The 23,019-nt window shown below is 66.2% G+C and carries 24 protein-coding genes; 12 read left to right on the plus strand and 12 right to left on the minus strand.

Annotation, left to right across the window (positions count from 1 at the left end):
• Positions 1–5: 5 nt before the first annotated feature.
• From urtA to WKC72_RS12335, 4 genes are all read right to left on the minus strand, one after another.
• Positions 6–1,259, minus strand: a complete 1,254-nt coding sequence (urtA, locus tag WKC72_RS12320) for an urea ABC transporter substrate-binding protein (protein WP_280779843.1) — start codon at positions 1,257–1,259, stop codon at positions 6–8.
• A gap of 262 nt (positions 1,260–1,521) precedes the next feature.
• Positions 1,522–2,934 (minus strand): acetate metabolism transcriptional regulator RamB, encoded by a 1,413-nt coding sequence (gene ramB / locus WKC72_RS12325; RefSeq protein WP_370182760.1) that lies wholly within the window; start codon positions 2,932–2,934, stop codon positions 1,522–1,524.
• Positions 2,935–3,073: 139 nt separating this feature from the next.
• Positions 3,074–4,333 carry a formamidase gene (gene fmdA, locus WKC72_RS12330; RefSeq protein ID WP_037237936.1) on the minus strand — a complete coding sequence of 420 codons (1,260 nt, stop codon included), beginning with the start codon at positions 4,331–4,333 and terminating at the stop codon, positions 3,074–3,076.
• A gap of 21 nt (positions 4,334–4,354) precedes the next feature.
• Entirely contained in the window at positions 4,355–4,714 is a 360-nt protein-coding gene (locus WKC72_RS12335) for a zinc ribbon domain-containing protein (RefSeq protein WP_370182762.1), read from the minus strand.
• A gap of 332 nt (positions 4,715–5,046) precedes the next feature.
• Here WKC72_RS12335 and aceA point away from each other — a divergent pair, with 332 nt between their 5' ends.
• From aceA to WKC72_RS12355, 4 genes are all read left to right on the plus strand, one after another.
• Positions 5,047–6,336, plus strand: coding sequence for an isocitrate lyase (aceA, locus tag WKC72_RS12340; RefSeq protein WP_037237932.1), 1,290 nt, complete (start codon positions 5,047–5,049; stop codon positions 6,334–6,336).
• Positions 6,337–6,455: 119 nt separating this feature from the next.
• A complete protein-coding gene (locus tag WKC72_RS12345; protein WP_370182763.1) occupies positions 6,456–7,352 on the plus strand; it encodes a 3-hydroxybutyryl-CoA dehydrogenase in 897 nt (298 codons plus the stop codon).
• Positions 7,353–7,475: 123 nt separating this feature from the next.
• A complete protein-coding gene (gene metE, locus WKC72_RS12350; RefSeq protein WP_370182764.1) occupies positions 7,476–9,770 on the plus strand; it encodes a 5-methyltetrahydropteroyltriglutamate--homocysteine S-methyltransferase in 2,295 nt (764 codons plus the stop codon).
• A gap of 82 nt (positions 9,771–9,852) precedes the next feature.
• On the plus strand, positions 9,853–10,893 hold the full coding sequence (locus WKC72_RS12355) for an NAD(P)-dependent alcohol dehydrogenase (protein ID WP_370182766.1): 1,041 nt from the start codon (positions 9,853–9,855) through the stop codon (positions 10,891–10,893).
• A 1-nt stretch (position 10,894) separates the two neighbouring features.
• Here the strand turns inward: WKC72_RS12355 and WKC72_RS12360 are convergent, their stop codons facing one another.
• Positions 10,895–11,692, minus strand: coding sequence for an RNA polymerase sigma factor SigF (locus tag WKC72_RS12360; protein WP_037237929.1), 798 nt, complete (start codon positions 11,690–11,692; stop codon positions 10,895–10,897).
• Positions 11,689–12,123 (minus strand): ATP-binding protein, encoded by a 435-nt coding sequence (locus WKC72_RS12365; RefSeq protein WP_268789698.1) that lies wholly within the window; start codon positions 12,121–12,123, stop codon positions 11,689–11,691. The genes WKC72_RS12360 and WKC72_RS12365 overlap by 4 nt, the downstream gene beginning before the upstream one ends.
• 221 nt (positions 12,124–12,344) lie before the next feature.
• On the opposite strand from WKC72_RS12365, the gene WKC72_RS12370 reads away from it, so the two are divergent.
• Positions 12,345–13,109 (plus strand): GAF and ANTAR domain-containing protein, encoded by a 765-nt coding sequence (locus WKC72_RS12370; RefSeq protein WP_370182768.1) that lies wholly within the window; start codon positions 12,345–12,347, stop codon positions 13,107–13,109.
• Between the two features lie 358 nt (positions 13,110–13,467).
• Positions 13,468–13,776, plus strand: a complete 309-nt coding sequence (locus WKC72_RS12375; RefSeq protein WP_255221643.1) for an STAS domain-containing protein — start codon at positions 13,468–13,470, stop codon at positions 13,774–13,776.
• 22 nt (positions 13,777–13,798) lie between these two features.
• Here the strand turns inward: WKC72_RS12375 and WKC72_RS12380 are convergent, their stop codons facing one another.
• From WKC72_RS12380 to WKC72_RS12390, 3 genes are all read right to left on the minus strand, one after another.
• Positions 13,799–15,001 (minus strand): glycosyltransferase, encoded by a 1,203-nt coding sequence (locus WKC72_RS12380; RefSeq protein WP_268789700.1) that lies wholly within the window; start codon positions 14,999–15,001, stop codon positions 13,799–13,801.
• A 186-nt stretch (positions 15,002–15,187) separates the two neighbouring features.
• A complete protein-coding gene (locus WKC72_RS12385) occupies positions 15,188–15,343 on the minus strand; it encodes a DUF6131 family protein (protein ID WP_005251863.1) in 156 nt (51 codons plus the stop codon).
• Between the two features lie 16 nt (positions 15,344–15,359).
• Entirely contained in the window at positions 15,360–15,917 is a 558-nt protein-coding gene (locus WKC72_RS12390; RefSeq protein WP_037237920.1) for a DUF2231 domain-containing protein, read from the minus strand.
• A gap of 96 nt (positions 15,918–16,013) precedes the next feature.
• Between WKC72_RS12390 and WKC72_RS12395 the strand changes: the two genes are divergently transcribed.
• Positions 16,014–16,244 (plus strand): hypothetical protein, encoded by a 231-nt coding sequence (locus WKC72_RS12395; RefSeq protein WP_012689035.1) that lies wholly within the window; start codon positions 16,014–16,016, stop codon positions 16,242–16,244.
• Between the two features lie 21 nt (positions 16,245–16,265).
• Here WKC72_RS12395 and WKC72_RS12400 read toward each other — a convergent pair whose 3' ends face one another.
• Complete coding sequence (locus tag WKC72_RS12400) at positions 16,266–17,126, minus strand: polyphosphate kinase 2 family protein (protein WP_370182769.1); 861 nt, start codon at positions 17,124–17,126, stop codon at positions 16,266–16,268.
• A 35-nt stretch (positions 17,127–17,161) separates the two neighbouring features.
• Between WKC72_RS12400 and WKC72_RS12405 the strand changes: the two genes are divergently transcribed.
• A complete protein-coding gene (locus WKC72_RS12405; RefSeq protein WP_112301909.1) occupies positions 17,162–18,637 on the plus strand; it encodes an NAD(P)/FAD-dependent oxidoreductase in 1,476 nt (491 codons plus the stop codon).
• Here the strand turns inward: WKC72_RS12405 and WKC72_RS12410 are convergent.
• A complete protein-coding gene (locus WKC72_RS12410; RefSeq protein ID WP_037237916.1) occupies positions 18,624–18,932 on the minus strand; it encodes a DUF4873 domain-containing protein in 309 nt (102 codons plus the stop codon). The two genes, WKC72_RS12405 and WKC72_RS12410, sit on opposite strands and share 14 nt — an antisense overlap.
• A 48-nt stretch (positions 18,933–18,980) precedes the next feature.
• Complete coding sequence (locus WKC72_RS12415; RefSeq protein ID WP_370184349.1) at positions 18,981–19,676, minus strand: TetR/AcrR family transcriptional regulator; 696 nt, start codon at positions 19,674–19,676, stop codon at positions 18,981–18,983.
• A gap of 190 nt (positions 19,677–19,866) precedes the next feature.
• Here WKC72_RS12415 and WKC72_RS12420 point away from each other — a divergent pair, with 190 nt between their 5' ends.
• From WKC72_RS12420 to WKC72_RS12435, 4 genes are all read left to right on the plus strand, one after another.
• The gene (locus WKC72_RS12420) at positions 19,867–21,138 is read left to right on the plus strand and encodes a DUF445 domain-containing protein (RefSeq protein ID WP_037237978.1); all 1,272 of its coding nucleotides are present in this window, start codon (positions 19,867–19,869) and stop codon (positions 21,136–21,138) included.
• A 103-nt stretch (positions 21,139–21,241) separates the two neighbouring features.
• Entirely contained in the window at positions 21,242–21,748 is a 507-nt protein-coding gene (locus tag WKC72_RS12425) for a helix-turn-helix domain-containing protein (protein WP_370182771.1), read from the plus strand.
• Positions 21,741–22,571 (plus strand): major lipid droplet protein TadA, encoded by an 831-nt coding sequence (gene tadA / locus WKC72_RS12430; RefSeq protein ID WP_005261062.1) that lies wholly within the window; start codon positions 21,741–21,743, stop codon positions 22,569–22,571. The genes WKC72_RS12425 and tadA overlap by 8 nt, the downstream gene beginning before the upstream one ends.
• 72 nt (positions 22,572–22,643) lie before the next feature.
• On the plus strand, positions 22,644–22,937 hold the full coding sequence (locus WKC72_RS12435) for a DUF2516 family protein (RefSeq protein WP_005251878.1): 294 nt from the start codon (positions 22,644–22,646) through the stop codon (positions 22,935–22,937).
• Positions 22,938–23,019 lie beyond the last annotated feature (82 nt).

The raw sequence follows: 23,019 nt of genomic DNA on the forward strand, positions 1-23,019 counted from the left end.
GTGTTCTAGCTACCCAGCGACTCGGCCCACGGGTAGGACTTCAGGTACGGGTCCGGCTGGATCGGGGTGCCCGAATCCCAGACCGTGTAGATCAGGCCGTCGTTCCGGATCTCGCCGATGCGCGCGGTCTTGGTGATGTGGTGGTTGGACCCGTCGATGGTGACCAGTCCCTCCGGCGCGGCGAACGTGACGCCGTCCGCGTTGTCCTGGATGTCCTTGGTGGCGAAGGAGTTCGCCTTCTCGACGGTGTTCTTCCACAGGTACACGGACGTGTACGCGGCTTCCATCGGGTCGGACGTCGGCTTGTTCGCGCCGTACCGAGCCTTGTACGCGTCGACGAACTTCTTGTTCTCCGGCGTGTCGATGGTCTGGTAGTAGTTCCATGCGGTCAGCTGGCCCTCGATGTTCTGGACGCCGATACCGCCGACCTCCTCCTCGGCGATCGACACGGACACGACGGGCATGTCGGCGGGCTTCAGGCCGACGTTCGCGTACTCGCGGAAGAACGCGACGTTGGAGTCGCCGTTGAGGGTGTTGAAGACGGCGTCCGCATCGGCGGAGCGGACCTTGTTGACGATGGTGGAGAAGTCGGTGGAGCCTAGCGGGGTGTAGTCCTCACCCTTGATCTCGATGCCGTTGGCCTCCGCGTACGCCTTGATGATGCGGTTGGCGGTCTGGGGGAACACGTAGTCGCTGCCCACCAGGTACAGCGACTTGACGCCCTTCTCCTTCAGGTAGTCGAGGGCGGGCACGATCTGCTGGTTGGTGGTGGCCCCGGTGTAGAAGATGTTCTTCGAATCCTCGAGCCCCTCGTACTGCACGGGGTAGTAGAGCAGCGAGTTGTTGTCCTCGAACACGGGCAGCATCGCCTTGCGGCTCGACGACGTCCAGCCGCCGAACACGGCTGCGACGCAGTCACTGCTGATCAGCTTCTCCGCCTTCTCGGCGAACACGGTGGGCTCCGAGGCCCCGTCCTCCGCGACGATCTGGATCTTCTTGCCGAGCACGCCGCCCGAGTTGTTGATCTCGTCGACCGCGAGTGCGATCGAATCCCGGACGGTCACCTCGCTGATGGCCATCGTGCCGGACAGCGAGTTCAGCGACCCGACCTTGATCGTGTCCCCGGAGGTGTCCACACAGGACGCCGCGGTGGACTCGCCGACCGTGTCGGACGCCTTGCTGCCGCAACCGGTCAGCACGAGCCCGATGGCGGCGAGCGCGGTCGGTGCAGCGAGGGCGCGCTTGGAGAAGGTGCGCATGTACGGGCCTTTCCGTCGGAGGACTTGGTGACCTCCGCAACCCGGGACATGTATCCGCCCCACGTATACAGAGGTGTATTCGTGGGGCGAACATTAAGCGGCCGTTGTTGCGCCTGAATGTCTGTCGGTGACGTGTTCGTGACGCGAATTACGGTTGCGTGAACAAGCGCTCACAGTGCTCCCGGCGGGTCCGGATACTGCTTCCGCTGCGGCCAATGTCACACCGGTTCAGTCGGATTGAACCGATGTGACACTGGGTGCGTCAGCGGATCAGGTACGGGGAGACCGAACTCTGGTGCTCGCTGATGTCGAGTTGCTTGCCGAGCGGAGGGAAGGCGCGCTGCGGGCAGTTGACGCGTTCGCATACCCGGCAGCCGGCGCCGATAGGAGTGCCCGGGTTGGAATCGTCGAGGTCGAGACCGTCGCCGTAGACGAGGCGGTGGGCGTGCCGGATCTCGCAGCCGAGTCCGATCGCGAAGATCTTCGCGGGCTGACCGTAGCGCTGGGCTCGACGTTCGACGGTGCGGGCGATCCACAGGTACCGGCGGCCGTCCGGCATCTGCGCGATCTGGTTCATGATCTTGCCGGGGTACGCGAACGTCTCGTACACGTTCCACAGCGGGCACGTGCCGCCGCTGGTGGAGAAGTGGAACCCGGTGGCGGACTGCCGCTTCGACATGTTCCCGGCCCGGTCGACGCGGACGAACATGAACGGGACACCGCGCAGCTTCGGACGCTGCAGCGTCGAGAGGCGGTGACAGATCGTCTCGTAGCTCACCGAGTAGAACGCGGACAGCCGCTCGATGTCGTACCGGAAGTCCTCGGCCACGTCGTGGAACTGTCCGTAGGGCAGCACCGTGGCCGCAGCGAAGTAGTTGGCCAGCCCGAGCCGGGCGAGCGCCACGGACTCGTCGCTGGTGAAGCCGCCCTCCGCCACCAGCTTGTCGAGCAGGACGCCGTACTCGAGGAACGCCAGCTCGGTCGCGAACTTGAACACCTGCTGCCCGCCCGACAGGTGCGGCGAGATTTCCAGCAGCCGGGATTCGGGGTCGTACCGGTGCAGGACGTTCTCGCCGAGGTCGATGCGCTTGACGATCTGCACGTCGTGCACGGTCTGCAACCGGCGGGCGATCTCACCGCCGACGTCGCCGCGGTGGAATCGCATGCGCGCGGTCAGTTCCTCCGCCGCCGTGTCCAGTTCGTGCAGATAGTTCTGCCGCTGATAGAAGTAGTCGCGAACCTCTTCGTGCGGCATCGTGATCGAGCCGCTGCCGCTGCCGTCGCTGTATCGGTCCTCCGTGGCGAGAGCCAGCTGCGCGGTGGTGTTGCGGAAGCGGCGATGCATGTTGACCATGGCCTTCGCCAGACCCGGATGCGACGCCACCATCTCGGCGATCTCCTGGGCGTCCGCGTCGATGCCCATCTCCTGGTCCAGCGCCACCTCGCGCATCTCCGCGATCAGGCGCGTGTCGTCCTGGGAGGAGAAGAACGTGGTGTCGACGCCGAACACCTCGCTGATCCGCAGCAGCACCGGCACCGTCAGCGGCCGGACGTCGTGCTCGATCTGATTGAGGTAGCTGGCGGAGATCTCCAGCGTCTTCGCCAGCGCCGCCTGGCTCAGTCCACGCTCGGTTCGGAGCTGACGCAACCGGGTGCCGACGAAGGTCTTGGACATATGGCAATGGTACCGGCGCAGGTCAGATGTGCGAACGGAACCTTCGCAAGATTTACTTGCGCGGGTCGGGACGCGGTGACGCGGGGCGAACGTGCCTGTGGGCGCACTGGAGGCGCTGAAAGGTACATTCGCCCGCAGTTCAGGTCTTGTTCTCCGAGCGCGGCGCGCCGACGCCCGGGTCGATCTGGAACGGACCCGACGCGGACGGTGCGACGGGGAAGTCGAACATCGCCGTCGGCAGGTACACCGTCGAGCAGGAGTTCGGGATGTCCACGACACCCGACAGCCTGCCCTCGATCGGCGCGGCGCCGAGCAGGAGGTACGCCTGTTCGGGGCTGTACCCGAACTTCGTGAGGTAGTCGATCGCGTGGAGACAGGCGCGCTGATACGACAGGTGCGAGTCGAGGTACTTCTGTTCCCCGTCGAGGGTGACGGACGTTCCGGAGAACGCGAGCCATTCCGAGTACTGCGGGTCCGTGTTGCCGGGCATGAAGATCGCGTTCTCGGACACGCCGTACGTGTCCATGCCGCCCTTGATGATGTCGACGCGCAGGTCGATGAATCCGCCCATCTCGATGGCGCCGCAGAACGTGATCTCACCGTCGCCCTGGGAGAAGTGCAGATCGCCGACGGACAGGTTCGCGCCGTCGACGAACACCGGGTAGAAGACGCGGCTGCCCTTCGTGAGGTTCTTGATGTCCTGGTTGCCGCCGTTCTCGCGTGGAGGCGCGGTGCGGGCGGCCTCGCCGGCGACGCGGTCGAAGTCGGCGTCCGGCAGGGACCCGAGGACGGCGTCCTGCGGTTCGGGCGGCAGGGCGAGCGGGGGAACCCGGCCCGGGTCGGTGGCGATGAGCGCGCCCTCCCTCGCGTTCCACTTCGACAGGAGGGCGGCCGACGGCGCGGTGCCCATCAGTCCGGGGTGGACGATGCCGGTGAACGAGACGTGCGGGACGTGCCGCGACGTGGCGGTCTGCCCGGAGAAGTCCCAGACCGCCTTGTAGGCGTCGGGGAACTGCTCGGTGAGGAATCCGCCGCCGTTGTGGCGGGAGAAGATCCCCGTGTATCCCCATCCCTGGCCGGCCAGCGGGCCGGAATCCTCCTGAGGGATGGGTCCGACGTCCAGGATGTCGACGATCAGCAGGTCGCCGGGTTTCGCGCCCTCCACGGCGAAGGGTCCCGACAGTGTGTGGACCGTGGTGAGGGGCGCATTCAGGATGTCGTCGGCGGAGTCGTCGTTGTGGATGGCGCCGTCGAACCATTCGCGGCAGTGCACACGGAAGGAGTCGCCCGGTTTCACCGTGACCGCGGCCGGGATGTCGGGGTGCCAGCGGTTGTGGCCGACGATCGCCTGATCGGTGAACTTCTTCGAGGAATCGAGCGGAAACAGCAGTTCGGGCATGTGCGCTCCTTCGGTAGCCGGTCAGGGACGAGGAAGTCGGCGGTGCAGCGGATTGCTCGTGACGGCTGAACGCCCGGCCGTGGTCGAGGGCGGCGGACCGGTCACGACTTCCGGTTCGTGAGCCGACCTCTTCGTGCGGTCGAGGAGGTTCATCGCGGACGACGACCCGTGTCCGAGTCGCGGCGGGGACACGCGCCGGACGGCGTCGCGGTCGCACCGGGGGCAGCGCGTGGTGCCGGGTACGTCGGCCATCGGGAACGACCGCTCGAACGGGCCGCAGTCGGCGGCGCATCGGAATTCGTACAGCGGCATCGTGGTGCCCTTCGCCGGAGGAGACCATTCGAGGTCACGGTAACCGACCTGATTGGTGATTGCAGTCACAACGGGCGCGTCGAGGGGTGTGCCGCGGCGGGAAGGCGAGGGTCGCAGGGGCGGAAATATCTGTGTACGGCGAGTTGCGTGCATTTGGTTCACCACCTGCGGCTTTTTGCTACTGGCGAGTATTTTTCCTCTCCGATCGGGCAGGTGTGGCGCCGAACTTTATTAACAGTCTTTGCAATCGGCTGTGAAAAGCTAGCCAAGATTGGCAGTAGCAACAGGTAGACGGCACTTTTTGCTTGTGTCATTCTCGGTAAGTACATACGAAGGGCCTGGCAAGGATGTGAAGCAGTACATCCGTACCGGACCAGCAGATCGAAGAGAGTGGAGTCTTGATGTCGACCACCGGCACCCCGAAGACCGCAGCTGAAATCCAGCAGGATTGGGACACCAACCCGCGCTGGAAGGGAGTAACCCGCAACTACACGGCGGAGCAGGTCACCAAGCTCCAGGGCACCGTTGTCGAAGAGCAGACCCTCGCACGCCGTGGTTCCGAGATCCTCTGGGACCTCGTGAACAACGAGGACTACATCAACTCGCTGGGCGCGCTGACCGGTAACCAGGCCGTTCAGCAGGTCCGTGCAGGCCTCAAGGCCATCTACCTGTCCGGTTGGCAGGTCGCCGGTGACGCGAACCTGTCCGGACACACCTACCCGGACCAGAGCCTCTACCCGGCCAACTCGGTCCCGCAGGTCGTGCGCCGCATCAACAACGCGCTGCTGCGCGCCGACGAGATCGCCAAGGTCGAGGGTGACACCTCCGTCGACAACTGGCTCGCCCCGATCGTCGCCGACGGCGAAGCAGGCTTCGGTGGCGCTCTCAACGTCTACGAGCTGCAGAAGGCCATGATCGCGGCCGGCGTCGCCGGTTCGCACTGGGAAGACCAGCTCGCGTCGGAGAAGAAGTGCGGCCACCTCGGTGGCAAGGTGCTCATCCCCACGCAGCAGCACATCCGCACCCTGACCTCGGCTCGCCTCGCCGCCGACGTCGCGGACGTTCCCACCGTGGTCATCGCCCGCACCGATGCCGAGGCCGCGACCCTCATCACGTCCGACGTCGACGAGCGCGACCAGCAGTTCCTGGACGGAACCCGCACCGCCGAGGGCTTCTTCGGTGTCAAGAACGGCATCGAGCCCTGCATCGCTCGCGCCAAGGCCTACGCCCCGTACGCCGACCTCATCTGGATGGAGACCGGCGTGCCGGACCTCGAGGTCGCCAAGAAGTTCGCCGAGTCCGTTCGCAGCGAGTTCCCGGACCAGCTGCTCGCCTACAACTGCTCGCCGTCCTTCAACTGGAAGGCGCACCTGGACGACTCGACCATCGCGAAGTTCCAGAAGGAACTCGGCGCGATGGGCTTCAAGTTCCAGTTCATCACCCTGGCCGGCTTCCACTCGCTCAACTACGGCATGTTCGACCTGGCGCACGGCTACGCCCGCGAGGGCATGACCGCCTTCGTCGACCTGCAGGAGCGCGAGTTCAAGGCCGCCGAGGAGCGTGGCTTCACCGCCATCAAGCACCAGCGTGAGGTCGGTGCCGGCTACTTCGACAGCATCGCCACCACGGTCGACCCCAACACCTCGACGGCTGCTCTGAAGGGCTCCACCGAAGAGGGTCAGTTCCACTGAGCCTTGTCCTCCAAGGCTTCGACCGATCAAGGTTTCACCTGATCAACCCGACCCCGGGGAGGGGCCTGTAACAGGGCCCCTCCCCGGGCGACGACTCCACTAGACGAAAAGGAGCTGACGTGACCAGCGAAAAGATTCAGCGCGTCGGCGTGATCGGCGCCGGGATCATGGGTGCCGGAATCGCAGAGGTGTGCGCTCGCGCGCACGTCGACGTTCTGGTGTTCGAGCAGACCCGCGAACTTGCGGCGGCGGGACGTTCGCGCATCCTGCGTTCGCTCGACCGCGGAGTGAGCAGCGGCAAGATCACCGAGCGGGAACGTGAGCAGGCTGCCTGGCGGTTGCGGTTCACCTCCGATCTCGGTGATTTCGCCGATCGGCAGCTCGTCGTGGAGGCCGTCGTCGAGGACGAGAAGGTGAAGAGCGAGATCTTCACCGAACTCGACCAGGTCGTGACGGATCCGAACGCCGTGCTGGCGTCCAACACGTCGTCGATCCCGATCATGAAGCTGGGCATCGCCACGAAGTCCCCGGAACGGGTCATCGGGATGCACTTCTTCAACCCCGTTCCGGTGCTTCCCCTCGTCGAGTTGGTGACCACGCTCAAGACGAGCAAGTCGGTGTCCGAGCGGGCCGAGGCCTTCGCGAGCGATGTGCTGGGCAAGCAGGTCGTCCGTTCCGCGGACCGCTCCGGATTCGTCGTCAACGCCCTCCTGGTGCCGTACCTGCTCTCCGCGATCCGCATGGTGGAGTCCGGGTTCGCCACCAAGGAAGACATCGACAAGGCAACGGTTCTCGGCCTCGCACACCCGATGGGTCCGCTCGCGCTGACCGACCTGGTGGGCCTGGACACGGTCAAGTCGATCGCCGACTCCATGTACGAAGAGTTCAAGGAGCCCCTGTACTCGGCGCCGCCGCTGCTGCTGCGCATGGTCGAGGCCGGGTTGGTCGGCAAGAAGTCCGGCGCGGGCTTCTACGAGTACGGCGACTACGGCCGTGCCAGCAAGAAGGCCAGCTAGTAGGTAGGTAGGCGACTACACCTGTGCGCCTTTCACGACCACTGGCGGTTGTGAGAGGCGCACAGGTGCATCGAGCCCAGAGGCATTCTCAGCCACTGGACTGAGCCCAGAAAGGTCGACCGCATGTCCAGCACCGCAGCATACGGATCCAGCATCCTGGGGTATCCCCGCATCGGACCTCGCCGCGAACTCAAGCGTGCCCTCGAGTCCTACTGGCACGGCACGAGCACGAAGGAAGAACTCGTCGCCGTCGCCCGGGACCTCCAGGAGGAGACGTGGAGTGAGCTCGCCGCGACCGGTCTGACCCAGGTCCCGGGCAACACGTTCTCCTACTACGACCACGTACTCGACAACGCGCTGCTGTTCGGTGCCGTGCCCGAGCGGTTCACAGCGCTCGGGAGCCAGCTCGATCCGCTGGACTTCTACTTCACGATGGCACGTGGCCGGCCGGACTTCCCGCCGCTCGAACTGGTGCGGTTCTTCGGCACCAACTACCACTACCGTCAGCCCGAATTCGACGAGAACACCGAGTTCTCGCTGCGGTCCGAGACCGTGATGGACGAGTTCGAGCGGGCGAAGGCGCGCGGGATCGAACTGCGTCCCGTCGTGCTGGGACCCGTGTCGCTGCTCCTGCTGTCGAAGGTCGGCCCGACGTCGAAGCGGCACGGCTTCTCGACCCTCGACCTGCTGGACAAGCTGCTGCCGGAGTACGAGCGGCTGTTCGAGCAGCTCGCGAAGGCCGGCGCCACGTGCGTCCAGCTGGACGAGCCGTCGTTCACCGAGGACCGCACACCGGAAGAACTGGCCGCGCTGGCCAAGGCGTACGAGACGCTGTCGCACGCACCGCTGCGTCCCCGCATCCTCGTCACCGGTCCGTACGGGCATCTCGGGGAGGCCCTCGCCATTCTCGCCGCCACCAAGGTGGAGGCTCTCGGCCTCGACCTCGTCAGTCACCGGCTGAGCGCCGACGAGCTGGCGAAGATCCCGGGCATGAAGCGCAAGCGCATCTACGCCGGTGTCGTCGACGGCCGCAACGTGTGGCGCGTCGACCGGTACAACACGTTGACGTACCTGAACACGCTGAAGGATGTCGTGCCGGATCTCGTGGTCTCGACGTCGACGTCGTTGCTGCACGTGCCGTACGACGTGTTGTCCGAGTACGACATCCCCGGTGATGTCGCGGACCGGCTCGCGTTCGCGAAGCAGAAGGTCGGCGAGGTGGTGTCGCTGGCGAAGGCGCTCACCGAGGGTCCGTCCGACAAGTGGCGCAAGCGTCCCACGTCGGTGCACTTCAAGCTCAAGCATGCGGTGCGCGCACGGGTCAACGCGATCAAGCCGGGTGACCGCATCCGGGTTCCGTACGAGGAGCGGCGGGTCGCCCAGCAGGAGCGCCTGAACCTGCCTCTGGTTCCTGCGACGACGCTGGGCTCGTTCCCGCAGACGGACGCGATCCGGCAGGCGAGGTACGAGCTGGGTGAGGGTCGCCTCGAGTGGGACGAGTACTACAAGCGGATCCAGGCCGAGATCGAAAGCACGATCCGGTTGCAGGAGGACATCGGTCTCGACGTCTTCGTGCACGGTGAGCACGAACGCAACGACATGGTGCAGTACTTCGCGGAGCTTCTCGAGGGGTATGCCTTCACCCACAACGGGTGGGTGCAGGCTTACGGCTCGCGGTGTACACGTCCGCCGATCCTCTACGGGGACGTGTCGCGGCCGAAGCCGATGACCGTCGAGTGGATCTCGTACGCGCAGTCGCTGACGGACAAGCCGGTCAAGGGCATGCTCACGGGTCCGGTGACGATGATCGCGCGGTCGTTCGTCCGCCAGGATCAGCCGCTGTACGAGACGGCCGATCAGTTGGCGCTGGTGATCCGTGACGAGATCGCCGACCTCGAGGCTGCGGGTATCGCGATCATCCAGGTCGACGAGCCGGCGATACGGGAACTGCTGCCGTTGCGCGAGAACGGCCGCGAGGCCTATCTCGAATGGGCGGTCGACGCCTTCCGTCTCGCGACGGGCGGGGCGAAGCCGGAGACGCAGATCCACACGCATCTGACGTACACGAGCCGGGCGTCGGTGGTCGACGCCATCGAACGGCTCGATGCGGACGTGACGGCGATCGTGGCGACGCGCTCCATCACGTGGGTGCTCGGTGCCATCAAGGAGCGGGCGCTGACCCACGGCGTCGGTCCGGGCGTGTACGAGAGTCGGTCGGCCCGGATTCCGGACATCGACGAGTTGGACGAACTGCTCACGGAGGCGAGCGAGTCGGTCTCGCTCGAGCGGTTGTGGGCCAACCCCGACGGTGGTCTGAAGACGCGTCACTACTGGCAGCTCGAGCCGTCGCTGCGCAATATGGTGGCGGCGGCGAGGCGCCTGCGCCGGCGGTCCGAGAAGGAAGAATTCGAGGACTGATTCCTCAGGCGTGTTCGGGGTCACCGCGTCAGCGGTGGCCCCGAACGTGCGTTCGGTCGCGCAAACATGTAGGCATGTAAGCATGGTTACCGCAGCCGCATACGCAGTCACGTCCAGCGAAGGCTCCTTCGAGAAAACCACCATCGAACGCCGCGAGCTCGGACCGCTCGACGTGCTCATCGAGATCAAGTACGCCGGCATCTGCCACTCCGACATTCATACCGCCCGCAACGAGTGGGGCAGCACGCACTATCCGGTCGTGCCCGGTCACGAGATCGCGGGCGTGGTGAGCGCGGTGGGTTCCGACGTCACGACGCACCGGGTCGGCGACCGGGTCGGTGTCGGTTGCTTCGTCGACTCCTGCGGCGAATGCGACGCCTGCCGGGCCGACGAGGAGCAGTACTGCGCCAACCGGGTGACCGGCACGTACAACGCCAAGGGGCGCGACGGCGAGTGGACGCAGGGCGGCTATTCGACGCACATCGTCGTGACCGAACGATTCGTCCTGTCCATCCCCGACGGCCTGGAACTGGACGTCGCGGCGCCGCTGCTCTGCGCGGGGATCACCCTGTACTCACCGCTCGCACACTGGGGAGCCGGACCGGGCAAGAAGGTCGCCGTCATCGGGTTGGGCGGCCTCGGACACGTCGGTGTGAAGATCGCGCACGCGATGGGAGCCGAGGTCACGGTGCTCAGTCAGTCGCTCGGCAAGAAGGACGACGGCCTGAAGTTCGGTGCCGACCATTACTACGCCACCTCGGATCCGACCACGTTCAGGCAGTTGCGCGGAGAATTCGACCTCATCGTCAACACCGTCTCGGTGAATCTCGACATCGACGCGTACCTGTCGATGCTCGCGATCAACGGCACCCTCGTCGAACTGGGGTTGCCGGAGAAGCCCATCGAGGTGCGCGCGTTCAGTCTCGCAGCCAACCGTCGCAGCCTGGCCGGTTCGATGGTGGGCGGCATCGCTCAGACGCAGGAGATGCTGAACTTCTGCGCCGAGCACGGCATCGGTGCCGAGATCGAGGTGATCTCGGCGGACGAGATCGACGGCGCGTACGACCGCGTGGTCGGCAGCGACGTGCGGTACCGATTCGTGATCGACACGGCAACGATCTGACCTACGCGTCGCCGAGTTGATCTCGCAGTGATGCCAGTGTCTTCGCCAGCAGGCGGGACACGTGCATCTGCGAGATACCGACGCGGTCGGCGATCTGGGTCTGTGTCATGTTGCCGAAGAACCGCAGCATGAGGACGGTCCGCTCCCGTTCGGGCAGCGATTGGAGCAGGGGCCGCAGGGTTTCGTGATTCTCGACGTCGTCCATCGCGGCGTCGTAGTCGCCGAGCGTCTCCACCATGGACAGCTCGCCGGTCCGGTCCGACGACGTGTTGTCGACGGAGACGGTCTGATAGGCGTTGCCGGCGAGGAGTCCCTGCGCCACCTCCTCCTGTTCGAGGTCCAGGTGTTCGGCGAGTTCGCTGACGGTGGGGGCGTGGCCGAGGCTCTGGGACAGTTCGGCGACGGCCTGGCTGAGCGCGAGGTGCAGTTCCTTCATCCGGCGGGGTACTCGAACGGCCCACCCGGTGTCGCGGAAGTGGCGTCGCACCTCACCCATGATGGTGGGGACGGCGAACGACACGAAGTCGGATCCCCGCTCGACGTCGAACCGGTCCACGGAGTTGACCAGCCCGAGGCGCGCGACCTGAACCAGATCGTCGTGCGCCTCGCCGCGGCCGTCGAAACGGCGGGCGATGTGCTCGGCGAGGGGAAGACAGCGCGTCACGACGGCGTCGCGCAGCCTGCTGCGCCGGGGATCGTGCAGGTCGAGGGCGGCCATCTGTTCGAAGAGTGCTGTGACGTCCTGATACTCGTCCGGCCAACGGGCCGTGTGCCCCCCACTGTGAGTATGGGACGTCACAGACTCAGGCCGTTCTTCACCTTGGTGAATTCCATGGTGGTCACGAAACCCGCGGTGGCGGGGTCGGGCTCCTGTTTCAGATCGACCGAATCGGTGAGGGCGTTGAGGACGTGCCAGGCGAACGAGCGCTCGCCGAGGGAGTCGACCGAGGTGGTGGTGCTCGATACGTCGACTCGCAGGGTGTTGTCGAGATACTGCAGCCGGCACACCAGGACCGCACCCGGTGTCGCGCGGACGATCAGCTGGGTACAGATCTCGTCCATGGCCAGTTTGATGTCGGCGATGGAGTCGAGGTCGAAATCTTCGTGGATGGCAACGGTTGCTGCCAGGGCGCGCAGTACGGAGAGCTGATCGGGCGTTGCTCGCACGCGCAGTTCGACGACGGGATGTGTGTGATCCTGGTCGGGTTCGATTGTCTTGGCGATGGCCATGAGACCTCCGGGTCGGGCGTACCGTGCTGTCGGCGGGCGGTGGGTCGGCTCGCGCTGCTGAGAAGTCAGGGTAGCGATCCGGCGACACCGCAGGTGGAATACCGCAGAACAGGACCGATCAAACCAGTCCGATCAGTACGTTTGCCCGGGTAATGTTGGCGGCACGATCAGCGTTCCTGAGGCCCTCGGCAGGGTCATGGTGGTCACGGGAGACGAGTGGGATGCCTGACGAGATTCACCTGCACACGTTGACGAGTGACGTCGAGACCGCGGACGCCGACGCGGTCGCCGTGTCGCTCGACTCCGTGCTCGAGTTGCTCGAGCCGGAGGACGAGACCGACGTCGTGCTGCACACGCTGTGCCGCCGGGTGGTCCAGGCGTTCCCGGGCGCGGCGATGGCCTCGATCACCGTTCTCCGGGCGACGGGCCCCGTCACGGTGGCGGCGACGCCGGACGAGGTCATGGATCTCGAGGAGTTGCAGTACCGCTTCGGCGAGGGCCCGGCACTCGACGCCGTACGCTCCCGCGACACCGTGCGGGCCGACCGTGCCGCCGCGCACGAGAGGTGGCCGGCGTACGCCGCGAACTCCGAACCGGCCGGCATCCACAGTTATCTGTCGATACCCCTGCCCGTCGCGGAGCAGTCCGCCGCGCTGAATCTGTACGGAGTGCTGCCGCACGCCTTCCACCAAATGGACGAGTCCGTGCTCGAGCTGTACGTCGAGGCGGCGGCGGTCGCGGTGCGCACCGCGCGGCGGTACAGCGAGGCGAGGAATCTGATCGAGCAACTTCGTATCGCCCTCCGGTCCCGCGCCGTCATCGACCAGGCCAAGGGAATCGTGATGGCGTTGCGAGGTCTCGACGCCGAGACCGCGTTCGACGTCCTCGTCACGCGTTCGCAGCGGGAGAACGTCAAACTGCGCGTCGTCGCAGAACGTGTCGTCGCGGCTGTTTCGGCGCGTACAACCATGCGTAACGGTTTGTAATCGCTCACCAGGGCAAATGAGAGCTCGAGTATCTGTTATTTCCTTGTGACACATCACAGGCGGGAGTAGTCTCGAATCGAGGTTGAACACACAGCCGATGTCGGGAAGCGCTGCCGTAGCAGACGGTGTCATGTGTCCGAGGTCGGGTCTGTCTGCAGGTGCTCCGCTTCCCCACTCAATGTTCGAGATGGGGTGAGCCATGTCTGTTGGTCCAGGGGTCCCAGAACCTGAAATGGCGTGTTCGGGCACGGAGTTCGGTACCACGTACAAGCCGAGGGTAACGCTCTCGGCCGTCGGTTCCGCTCCGACACGCTGTGCGAGCGCGGAATTCACTTCCGAGCGACTCGGTTCCGGGGTGATGTTGGTAGGGGTGCGAGGCGAGATCGACCTGTTCAGTGCACCGGAGTTCCGCGACTACGTGTGCACGCGGATCTCGCCCGAGGGGCAGTTCATCCTCGACATGTCGAAGGTGGATTTCATCGGAACCGCGGGTTTGTCGGTGCTCGACACTGTGCACGCGACGAACGTCCGGGACGGGCGGACGTGGGCGATGATCTGCGGCCGGCCGGTGTATCGGCTGCTCAGAGCCGCGGGTCAGGAGTCGAGCTACCCCTGCTTCGCTTCCGTGGACAGTGCCCTCGGGGCCTGGCACGGCCGAACGGCCTGACCGTCCGAACCGGCGCCCGACGTCAGTGGGCGCCGGTTCGACTCGTGCGCGGAGGGGCCGACACGCAGCGGCCGTAGGCACGGAGGGTGTCGGTGGCGACCCGGTCCCACGAGTAGCGGGCGCGGGCGCGATCGCAGCCCGCCATGCCGTATCCCGTGCGCAGGGCGTCGTCGTCGAAGATCTGTCGCAGGGCCTCGGCCAGGCGGACCGGGTTGCGCGGTGAGATGAGGCGTCCGGTGATTCCGTCGACCACCGTGTCCCGCATACCCCCGACGGCGGACGCCACCACCGGGGTGCCGCAAGCCATCGCCTCGAGCGGAACCATGCCGAACGGCTCGTACCACGGGGTGCACACGACGGCATCCGCCGAGCGCAGCAACGAGGGCATGGCATTTCTCGGCACGCGCCCGACGATCCGTACCCGGTTGCGCACCTTCGCCTCGCGGGCCAGTGTCAGCAGTCGCGACGCTTCGGGGTCGTCGGCGACGTCGTCTGCGGCCGGCCCGCCCGCGATGACGAGTTCGGTGTCGGGGAAGTGCGTGAGCGCCTCGATGGCGGTGTCGAACCCCTTGCTCGGCGCCAGCCGGCCGACCATGACGAGGCGATGACGTTTGCCCTTCTCGTCGGCGCGGCCGTCGGGCGTGAACTCGGCGACGTCGACGCCGGACGGAACCACGGACGTCCGCGAGCGCGGCAGGCCGAGGTGGGAGAGTTCGAAGACCTCGTCGGTGCAGGTTGCCACCACCCGGGTGGCTCCGCGGGCGATCAACTGTTCCAAGTGAATTCGGTTGTGGGTGCTCGACGAATCCGCGCGCTCGAATCGCTGCTCGACCACTCCCAGCGCGTGGAACGTCTGGACCACCGGAATGCCGAGCGTGCGGGCGGCGAGTTGCGTCGCGATCCCGGACATCCAGTAGTGGGCGTGGACGATGTCGGGCCGTTCGGATTCCCATTCGGTCTTGAGGAAGCTGCCGAATGCCCCCATCAGCGGCAGGATCTCGGCCTCGGACATCCGGCGCGCCGGCCCGACCGGCACGTGCACGACGGTGTACCCGCCCGGGGTGGTGACCCGCTCCGGGGCGTCCGCGCTGTCCGCCCGGGTGTAGACGGTGACGTCGTGCCCCTCTCGCGTGAGGGCGGCCGACAGTTCGGCGAGGTGAATGCTCTGCCCCCCGACGTCGGCGCCGTCCGAGACGTCGAGAGGACTGGCGTTGGCCGAGACCATCGAAATCCTCAATCGTCTCGAGTTGCCGACGGCTGCCGTTCTCATCGTCTGCCCGCCGCACACGGGAGGTCTGGGTTCGCGATGAGTGGCCGTCATGCCACGGGGATTCCCGAACTTCGGGTTTGTAAACCGACCGGCTAGCACTCTGTCACAGGACAGGTGGCACGGGCAGGCCGGTGTTGCGTTCTAATACCAACGCCGCCTGCCGCCGACCGCACGCCCGGTGGCGCCGAGAATCCACAGGATCGCGCCGATCACCAGGAGGATGATGCCGATGGTCCACAGCCAGGTGAGACCGGTGAGCCATCCGATCAGGAGCAAGATCAGTCCGAGCACGATCATGACGTTCCTCGATTCTTCATCCCACCGGGGCGAGGAGAGTGTCCGATCCCGGATCCTCCCGCACCCCGTCGACTCCTGCGCCCATTGCGTAGGTCAGATGCCCGCCGAGCGCGCCGCCGACGCCGATCGCGAGTAGTCCCGCGGTGCTCGTGACGACAGCGCGTGCGTCCGTTCCGTGCCTGCGGCGAAGATAGGACGCGAGCATGGCCGTGATGCCGATGGCGTTGGCCTCGGCGTGGATCAAGCCGACGCGGCGCTGACGCGTATCGCGTTCGGCCCAGTCCGCCCAGCCGGTCACCAACGTCGGGGGAGCGGCGAGCAGTCCCAGGCCGATCAGCCTGCGTGCGCCGACGTGATCGCGCAGTGCCAGATCGAAGACGGTCGCGCCGACCCACGCCCCGATGGGGAGGCTGACGAGAACGGGATGCACCGGGTGGCCGAGCCAGGATCCGCGCAACACCGCGCCCGCGCCGGTCGACCCGAGCGCCCCCCGGATCCGCTGTTGCAGGAACCGGCTGCCGCCGTCGAGGAACCCGGCGGATTCCGCCTTCCGGAACAGGCTCTCGAGGTTCATGAATCCCGGTTACCCAGGGCAGCGCGAAGAAAACCGGCCTACCTTGTCGTCGATGCAGGTCGGGCGTAGCGTCGGGACCACGTTCTCGAAGGTGAGGTGAGTGCCGTGAAACTCAATCTCTTCGCTGCTTGGGTCAGCTTCGCTCTCGTGTTGTTGTCGGTGGTCTGTCTCGGCGGGTTCCTCGTCGCCGCAGGCTCGGGGCAGGGCGGCTGGGCGGTGATCTCCGGATCTCTGTGCGTCGTCGCGCTGGCCGGAGCGATGGCGCTGTACGGCGGCACCGTGCGTCACGATCACAGGCTGCACCACGAAACGCCGCACCTCTTCTGACGGCGGCATTTCCGGGCGTCCTCAGGATTCCGCGAGCCTCCGCTTCTCCGCTTCGATGTCGAACGCGGCGGGCGGCCAATCGAGGTCGAGCTTCTCCAGGGCGTCGATCAGCAGTTCGGTGACCGCGATCCGGCTGTACCACTTGCGGTCGCACGGAACCACGTACCACGGCGCGTAATCGGTCGACGTCTCGTCGAGCATCGCCTGATACGCGTCCTGGTACGCGGGCCACAGCCTGCGTTCGTCGACGTCCGAGGGGTTGTACTTCCAGTACTTGTCCCGGCGTTCCAACCGTTCGAGCAGCCGCGACTTCTGTTCGTCGAGCGAGACGAACATCGCGACCTTCACCAGCGTCGTGCCGCCGGCGACGAGTTCCTTCTCGAATTGGTTGATCTCGTCGTAGCGGCCGCTCCAGATTTCCTCGGGCACGAGATCGTGAACCCGGACCACCAGCACGTCCTCGTAGTGCGATCGGTCGAACACACCGAGTTGCCCGCCGCGGGGCAGGGCCTTGTCGATTCGCCACAGGAAGTGGTGGCCCTTCTCCTCGGGGGTGGGCACGCCGAACGACGCGTGATCCACGCCCTGCGGATCCACGTGTCCGATGACGTGGCGGACCATCCCGCCTTTACCCGCGGTGTCCATGCCCTGGAGCACGAGGAGCACCGACCGGCTGTCGCCGGATCGTCCGTTGGCGTAGAGCTTCTCCTGGAGGGACGACAGCACCGTCCCGCGCTCCTCGAACAGCGCGAGCCCGTCCGACTTGCCGCCCACGAATCCGGGTGTGCTCCCGCAGTCGAGTTCGGCGATCCGCTGACCGGGGCGCGCCCGCAGGACCTCGATCGCCGGCGTCGTCCAGAGTCCGCGTGCCTTGTCTGCCATGTGCAAACAGTGCCACAGGAGCGTTACATGGAGTGGTGGGCGGCAAGGTGCATCGGTGTCGTGTCCTGGTGATCGGGACGGGCTTCTCCGGTCTGGGCACGGCCATCCAGCTGCGTAAGCGGGGACGCGACGACTTCATTCTGCTGGAGAAGGCGCAGGAGGTCGGCGGCACCTGGCGGGAGAACACGTACCCGGGTTGTGCGTGTGACGTCCCCTCGCACCTGTACTCGTTCTCGTTCGAGCCGAACTCGGACTGGACGCGGATGTGGTCGGGTCAGGAGGAGATCTTCGACTATCTGCGCGGCCTGGCCGACAAGTACGACCTGCGGCGCAACATCCATTTCGGCCGCACGATGACGGGCGGGAACTGGGACGCCGAACAGCGACGGTGGCATGTCCGCACCGAGTCGGGCGACGAGTACGTCGCCCAGTTCGTGGTGTCCGGGATCGGTGCCCTCCACATTCCGAACATCCCGGATCTGCCCGGTGCCGACACGTTCGAGGGCACGGCATTCCACTCGGCGGAGTGGAACCACGACTACGACCTGCGGGGCAAGAAGGTCGCGGTGATCGGCACGGGCGCCAGCGCCGTCCAGTTCGTTCCCGAGATCGTGGGCGACGTCGCCGAGTTGCAGGTGTACCAGCGGACGCCGCCCTGGGTGATACCTGGCTTGAACTTCGGCATTCCGCCGGAGGCGCGGCGCCTGTTCGGCCGGGTCCCGCTGGTCCGTCGGATGGTGCGTACCGCGGTCTACTGGACATACGAATCGCTCGCGCTCGGGTTCAACGGGCACTCCCGGCTGATGCGGCCGATCGAGAGCGCGGCGCGGAGGAACCTGAACAGGACGGTCACCGATCCCGAACTGCGCCGGAAGCTGACCCCGTCCTATCGCATCGGTTGCAAGCGGATCCTCGGGTCGGACGTGTACTACCCGGCGCTGATCTCACCGAAGACGGTCGTGATCACCGAAGGTATCGACACGGTCCGCCCGCACAGCATCGTCGCGGGAGACGGGGTGGAGCGGGCCGTGGACGCGATCATCTACGCCACCGGATTCCACGTCACCGACGGGTTCGACAATGTCGAGCTCACCGGGGCCGGGGGCAGGCGCCTCGCCGACGAATGGGAGGAGCACGGGATCCGCACCCACCTCGGTATCACCGTCGCGGGTTACCCCAACGCGTTCTTCCTCTTCGGACCCAACACCGGGCTCGGTCACAATTCGGTGGTCTTCATGATCGAGGCGCAGATTCGTTATGCACTGGAACTGATGGATCTCGTCGACCGGCGCGGCGCCGATTCCGCCGTCGTCCGGCCCGCGGTGCAGAGCCGCTTCAATACCGACATCCAACGGAAATTGGCTCAGGGCGTGTGGTCCACCGGCGGGTGCATGAGCTGGTACCTGGATTCGCACGGCGTCAACCGCACGATCTGGCCGGGTTCGACCGTGCGCTACTGGCGGCGGACGCGGTCGGTGGAACCGGCGGACTTCGAGTTCACACCCGGCTGAACGGCGGGGGCGTCACTCCGTCGACGAGATGGCTTCCCCAGAGGTCCACCCCGGTGATCCGGGCTGTGGCCGTTCCTTCCGGGCTGGTGATCTGCAATTCCGTGCCCGCGGACAGGTCTGCAGTTACACCGAGGGCGTCCGTCAGGGTGCGGACGCGGCCGTGCCAGACGTACCGACCGCTGATGGGTTCGAAGTTTCCCGCCAACTGGACCTGCACGGTCACGGCGGGACGGTCGCCGACGACGACGTCGGCGGGGCCGCGGTAGCCCCCTTCTTCTTCCTCGTGTTCGTTCACACGGGCAAGTTTACCTGTAACTGTCAGTTACACAAGAAAGGATCGGGCTCAGTCGGCCTCGGCCGCGGGCGGCAGCAGCGGGTGCGGGACCGCGTTGAATCGCGCGGGTGAGCCGTTGACGGCAGCGATGCCGGTGACGCCACCCCAGGTCATCATCGTGAGGTAGTTGATCAGATCCTCGACCGACATCGACCGGTTGGAGATCCACCAGTGCGTCGCCAGCTGCACACCGCCGACGATTCCGTACGCCCAGGGGACGGCGCCGCCGGAGTCCATCTCCATCTGCCGCAGCCGCTCGCCGAGAACGGTGGAGAGCACCTCCGCGATCATCCGTTCCGAGTCGGCGACCGTCTCGCGGCCGGGGCCGGAGCCGTTGGCCATGATGTAGAGGTAGACGTCGGGATCCGACGCCACCGTCTCGACGTACGCCGTGATGGTGGCGCGGGTCAGCTCGAAGTCGTCGAGATCTCCGCCGATGGCCTCGTAGATCCGCGGGGCGAGCGTGGTTTCCACGTAGCGCGCCATGGTCGCGTTCGTCAGGTCGCTCTTGTCCGCGAAATAGCGGTACAGCACCGTCTTGGAGACACCGATCTCGGATGCGATCTCGTCCATCCCGATGTCCCGTCCACGCAGGCGGATGGCGGCGATCGTGCCGTCGACGAGTTCTTCTCGGCGTGCGATCTTGTGCTCACGCCAGCGGCGCTTGCGCCCATCGGGCTTTGCTGCCTTGTCCAGCTTCGTCATCGAGTCGGTCACCTGCTCAGGATCCTTCACGCCGTCGTTCGCCACTGACTCTCTTCACATCCGTTTCGTGTCGCGATCTCCTGTCAGCTTAGTGCTCGGGTCTTGTCGCACGGCACAACGCCGTCTGTGCGGGCGCGCGTCCGGCGGCTGGGCAGCCGCCTCCGCGCCGACCTTGGGCACAATGGCGTCTGTGGACCAATTGAGCCTTTCCGCCTTCGACGACGACGCGAAGCGCCGCGATCTCCGCAAGATGAAGGCTGTCGCGACGGGCTTCCTCGTGTTCGCCACCGTGGTCTACCTGGTGTGCAGGTGGCAGGAATCGCGGGGTGCGGGGGCGTGGGTCGGCTACGTGCGGGCCGCGTCGGAGGCAGGCATGGTCGGTGCGCTGGCCGACTGGTTCGCGGTGACGGCCCTGTTCCGGCATCCGCTCGGGTTGCCGATCCCGCACACCGCGATCATCAAGCGCAAGAAGGACCAGCTGGGGGCGAGCCTCAGCAACTTCGTCGGCCAGAACTTCCTCGCCCCCGAGGTGGTGTCAGCCAAGGTGGAGGCCGCGGAGATCCCGCTGCGGCTGGGCACGTGGATGGCGCAGCCCAAGCATGCCGCGCGCGTGGCTGCCGAGACGGCCACCATCCTGCGCGGCTTCGTCGAGATCCTTCGCGACGAGGACGTGCAGCAGATCATCGACAGCACACTGGTGCGCAGGCTGGCCGAGCCCCAGTGGGGGCCGCCGATCGGGCGCGTGCTCGGCGAACTCCTGCGCGAGAACCGGCAGCTGCCGATCCTGGATCTGCTCGCCGAGCGGGCGCACCAGTGGGCGCTCGGGAGCCAGGAGACCATCGACCGGATCGTCAGCCGCGATTCGCCCGCCTGGTCGCCCAAGTTCGTCGACGCCATGCTCGGCGAGAAGATCCACCGCGAGCTCGTCGAATTCACCTGGAAGGTGCGATCCAACCCGGAGCACGAGGTGCGGCAGGCGGCCAACCGCTTCCTCGTCGACTTCGCCGACGACCTGCAGAACGACCCGGCGACCATGGAGAAGGCCGAGAAGATCAAGGCCGAGATCATGGGCCGCGAGGAGGTGACCGGCCTCGCCGCGGCGACGTGGACGGTCGCCAAGCGCCTGATCATGGAATCCGTCGACGACCCGAACAGCACGCTGCGCACAAAGGTCGCGGAGAACGTCGTGCGGTTCGGCGAGCGGCTGCGCGACGATCACGAGCTGAGGACGAAGGTCGACGGGTGGGTACTCGCCGGCACGCGCTACGTCGTCGTCCACTACACCGACGAGATCACCGGGATCATCTCCGACACCGTCGAGCGCTGGGACGCCGAGGAGGCGTCCAAGAAGATCGAGCTGCAGGTGGGACGGGACCTCCAGTTCATCCGCATCAACGGCACTGTGGTCGGTTCGATCGCGGGCCTGCTGATCTACACGTTCTCGACGTTGATGTTCGGCTGACCATCGCCTCGGCGGAGGGTCCGCTAGCTGGGTGCTAACAGAGTGCTTGCAATTGCTAGCACCCTGCTTTAGGCTTGGTTCTGCCCAGCAACACGGAGGACTGATGGCAAGCGATGATCGCGACGCGGCCGGTGCAGGAGATCTGGCAGCTCGCGTAGTCAGCAACGCCGCTCACGACATCGGAGGTTTCATTCGTGCCCAGCGCGAAGCGGCCCAGGTGTCGATGCGGCAGCTGGCGCAGCTGGCCGGTGTCAGTAATCCGTATCTGAGTCAGATCGAGCGTGGGTTGCGCAAGCCCTCGGCCGAGGTGCTTGGGCAGATAGCCAAGGGTCTCCGGGTGTCTTCGGAGGTCCTGTACGTCCAGGCGGGTTACCTCGAGCAGCGGCCACACGGTCCCCTCCGTGACGCTCTGCTCGCGGATACGGCCCTTACCGAGCGGCAGAAGCAAGTGCTGCTCGAGATCTACGAGTCGTTCTGTCGTGAGAACGAATCGGCGGAAGCGGCCGAATCCCGGACGTCCGAGCTTCGGACAGAAGAACACCAGCGTTCTGATTCCCAGACGCCGGAACCAGAACCCCCCACCGTTGAACAGGAGAAAGCCGATGACTGACCAGAAGACCATCGACAGCGTCAAGACCTCGCTGTACGCGGCCGTAGGCGCCGGAGACGTCGTCGTGCAGGCCGTGGCCGACGTCGTCGCCCAGGTCCGCTCGCGCGCCGAGTCCACCCAGGGTGACGTCGAGGAGCGCGTCGGCGGCGCCAAGGAGCGCATCGCCGGACTCCAGGAAGAGGTCACCGAGGGTGTCGAGAACCTTCGCGACCGTCTCGCCGGACTGCCGTCCGAGCTCCCCGAGGAGCTTGCCGAGCTGCGTGAGAAGTTCACCGCCGACGAGCTGCGCAAGGTCGCCGAGGCCTACCTGAAGGTCGCATCCGACCTGTACACGTCTCTCGCCGAGCGTGGCGAGGACACCGTCGAGCGCATCCGCAAGCAGCCGGTCGTCGAGGAGGGCATCGGCCGCGCCGAGACCGCCTTCGGTGACGCCGTCGAGCTGACCGAGGAAGCTCTCGGCACCGTTGCACGCCAGACGCGCGCCGTCGGCGAGCAGGCCGCGAAGCTCGCGGGCCGCGCTTCGGGTCGCATCTCCGACACCGCCGAGGGACTCGGCGAGGCCATCGCCGACGCCGGCGACGAGGCTGCCCTGAAGGTTCTCGACCTGGGCGACCAGGCCGAGGAAGCGTCGAAGGACGCTGCCGATCGCGTCACCGCCACCGCGGCCGACGTCCAGGCTCGCGCCGACAAGGCTGCCCCGGCCAAGCATGCCGCTCCCGCCAAGAAGGCTGCTCCGGCCAAGGCTGCGGCAACTCCCGCCCCGGCTCCGGCCAAGAAGGCCGCCGCTCCGGCCAAGAAGGCTGCTCCGGCCAAGAAGGCTTGATCCTTCACGCTTTTCGGCCCCCGCACGTTCGGTGCGGGGGCCGTTTGCGTGTCGACCTCGTAGGATGGGGCTGTGATTCAAGTTGACGGCGTCGTCTCGGTGATCTTGTTGGTGATTCGCATCGTCGCCTTGGGCGGTGCTGCATACGCGCTGTTCCACGCGGCTCGCCAGCGCAAAGACGCGTTCACCGCGGTGGACAAGTTGAGCAAACCGATCTGGCTGAGCATTCTCGCCGTCGCGTTCCTCGTCCTCCTGCTGTTCCCCGCCGTGCAGTTGTTCGGCATCGTCGCGGTCGTCGCGGTGTGCGTCTACCTCGTGGACGTGCGCCCGCGCGTCGACGACGTGCAGCGCGGGCCTCGCTGGTAGCCGCTCCCACCCCATGAGCACGCGAATGCGCGGACCTCGCGCGCCCAGACGATGACAATGGACATTGTGACAATGCTATTGT

Origin of the sequence: Rhodococcus wratislaviensis (assembly GCF_041228765.1) — a bacterium.
GTDB classification, from domain to species: domain Bacteria; phylum Actinomycetota; class Actinomycetes; order Mycobacteriales; family Mycobacteriaceae; genus Rhodococcus_F; species Rhodococcus_F wratislaviensis.

Bases quoted from the DNA above. Each gene is read 5' to 3' on its own strand.
- urtA (WP_280779843.1), bottom strand. From the start codon at position 1,259: ATGCGCACCTTCTCCAAGCGCGCCCTCGCTGCACCGACCGCGCTCGCC.
- ramB (WP_370182760.1), bottom strand. From the start codon at position 2,934: ATGTCCAAGACCTTCGTCGGCACCCGGTTGCGTCAGCTCCGAACCGAG.
- aceA (WP_037237932.1), top strand. From the start codon at position 5,047: ATGTCGACCACCGGCACCCCGAAGACCGCAGCTGAAATCCAGCAGGAT.
- WKC72_RS12415 (WP_370184349.1), bottom strand. From the start codon at position 19,676: ATGACGAAGCTGGACAAGGCAGCAAAGCCCGATGGGCGCAAGCGCCGC.
- fmdA (WP_037237936.1), bottom strand. From the start codon at position 4,333: ATGCCCGAACTGCTGTTTCCGCTCGATTCCTCGAAGAAGTTCACCGAT.
- WKC72_RS12425 (WP_370182771.1), top strand. From the start codon at position 21,242: ATGGCAAGCGATGATCGCGACGCGGCCGGTGCAGGAGATCTGGCAGCT.
- WKC72_RS12370 (WP_370182768.1), top strand. From the start codon at position 12,345: ATGCCTGACGAGATTCACCTGCACACGTTGACGAGTGACGTCGAGACC.
- WKC72_RS12390 (WP_037237920.1), bottom strand. From the start codon at position 15,917: ATGAACCTCGAGAGCCTGTTCCGGAAGGCGGAATCCGCCGGGTTCCTC.
- WKC72_RS12385 (WP_005251863.1), bottom strand. From the start codon at position 15,343: ATGATCGTGCTCGGACTGATCTTGCTCCTGATCGGATGGCTCACCGGT.
- WKC72_RS12355 (WP_370182766.1), top strand. From the start codon at position 9,853: ATGGTTACCGCAGCCGCATACGCAGTCACGTCCAGCGAAGGCTCCTTC.
- WKC72_RS12375 (WP_255221643.1), top strand. From the start codon at position 13,468: ATGTTGGTAGGGGTGCGAGGCGAGATCGACCTGTTCAGTGCACCGGAG.
- WKC72_RS12365 (WP_268789698.1), bottom strand. From the start codon at position 12,123: ATGGCCATCGCCAAGACAATCGAACCCGACCAGGATCACACACATCCC.
- WKC72_RS12380 (WP_268789700.1), bottom strand. From the start codon at position 15,001: ATGGTCTCGGCCAACGCCAGTCCTCTCGACGTCTCGGACGGCGCCGAC.
- WKC72_RS12400 (WP_370182769.1), bottom strand. From the start codon at position 17,126: ATGGCAGACAAGGCACGCGGACTCTGGACGACGCCGGCGATCGAGGTC.
- metE (WP_370182764.1), top strand. From the start codon at position 7,476: ATGTCCAGCACCGCAGCATACGGATCCAGCATCCTGGGGTATCCCCGC.
- tadA (WP_005261062.1), top strand. From the start codon at position 21,741: ATGACTGACCAGAAGACCATCGACAGCGTCAAGACCTCGCTGTACGCG.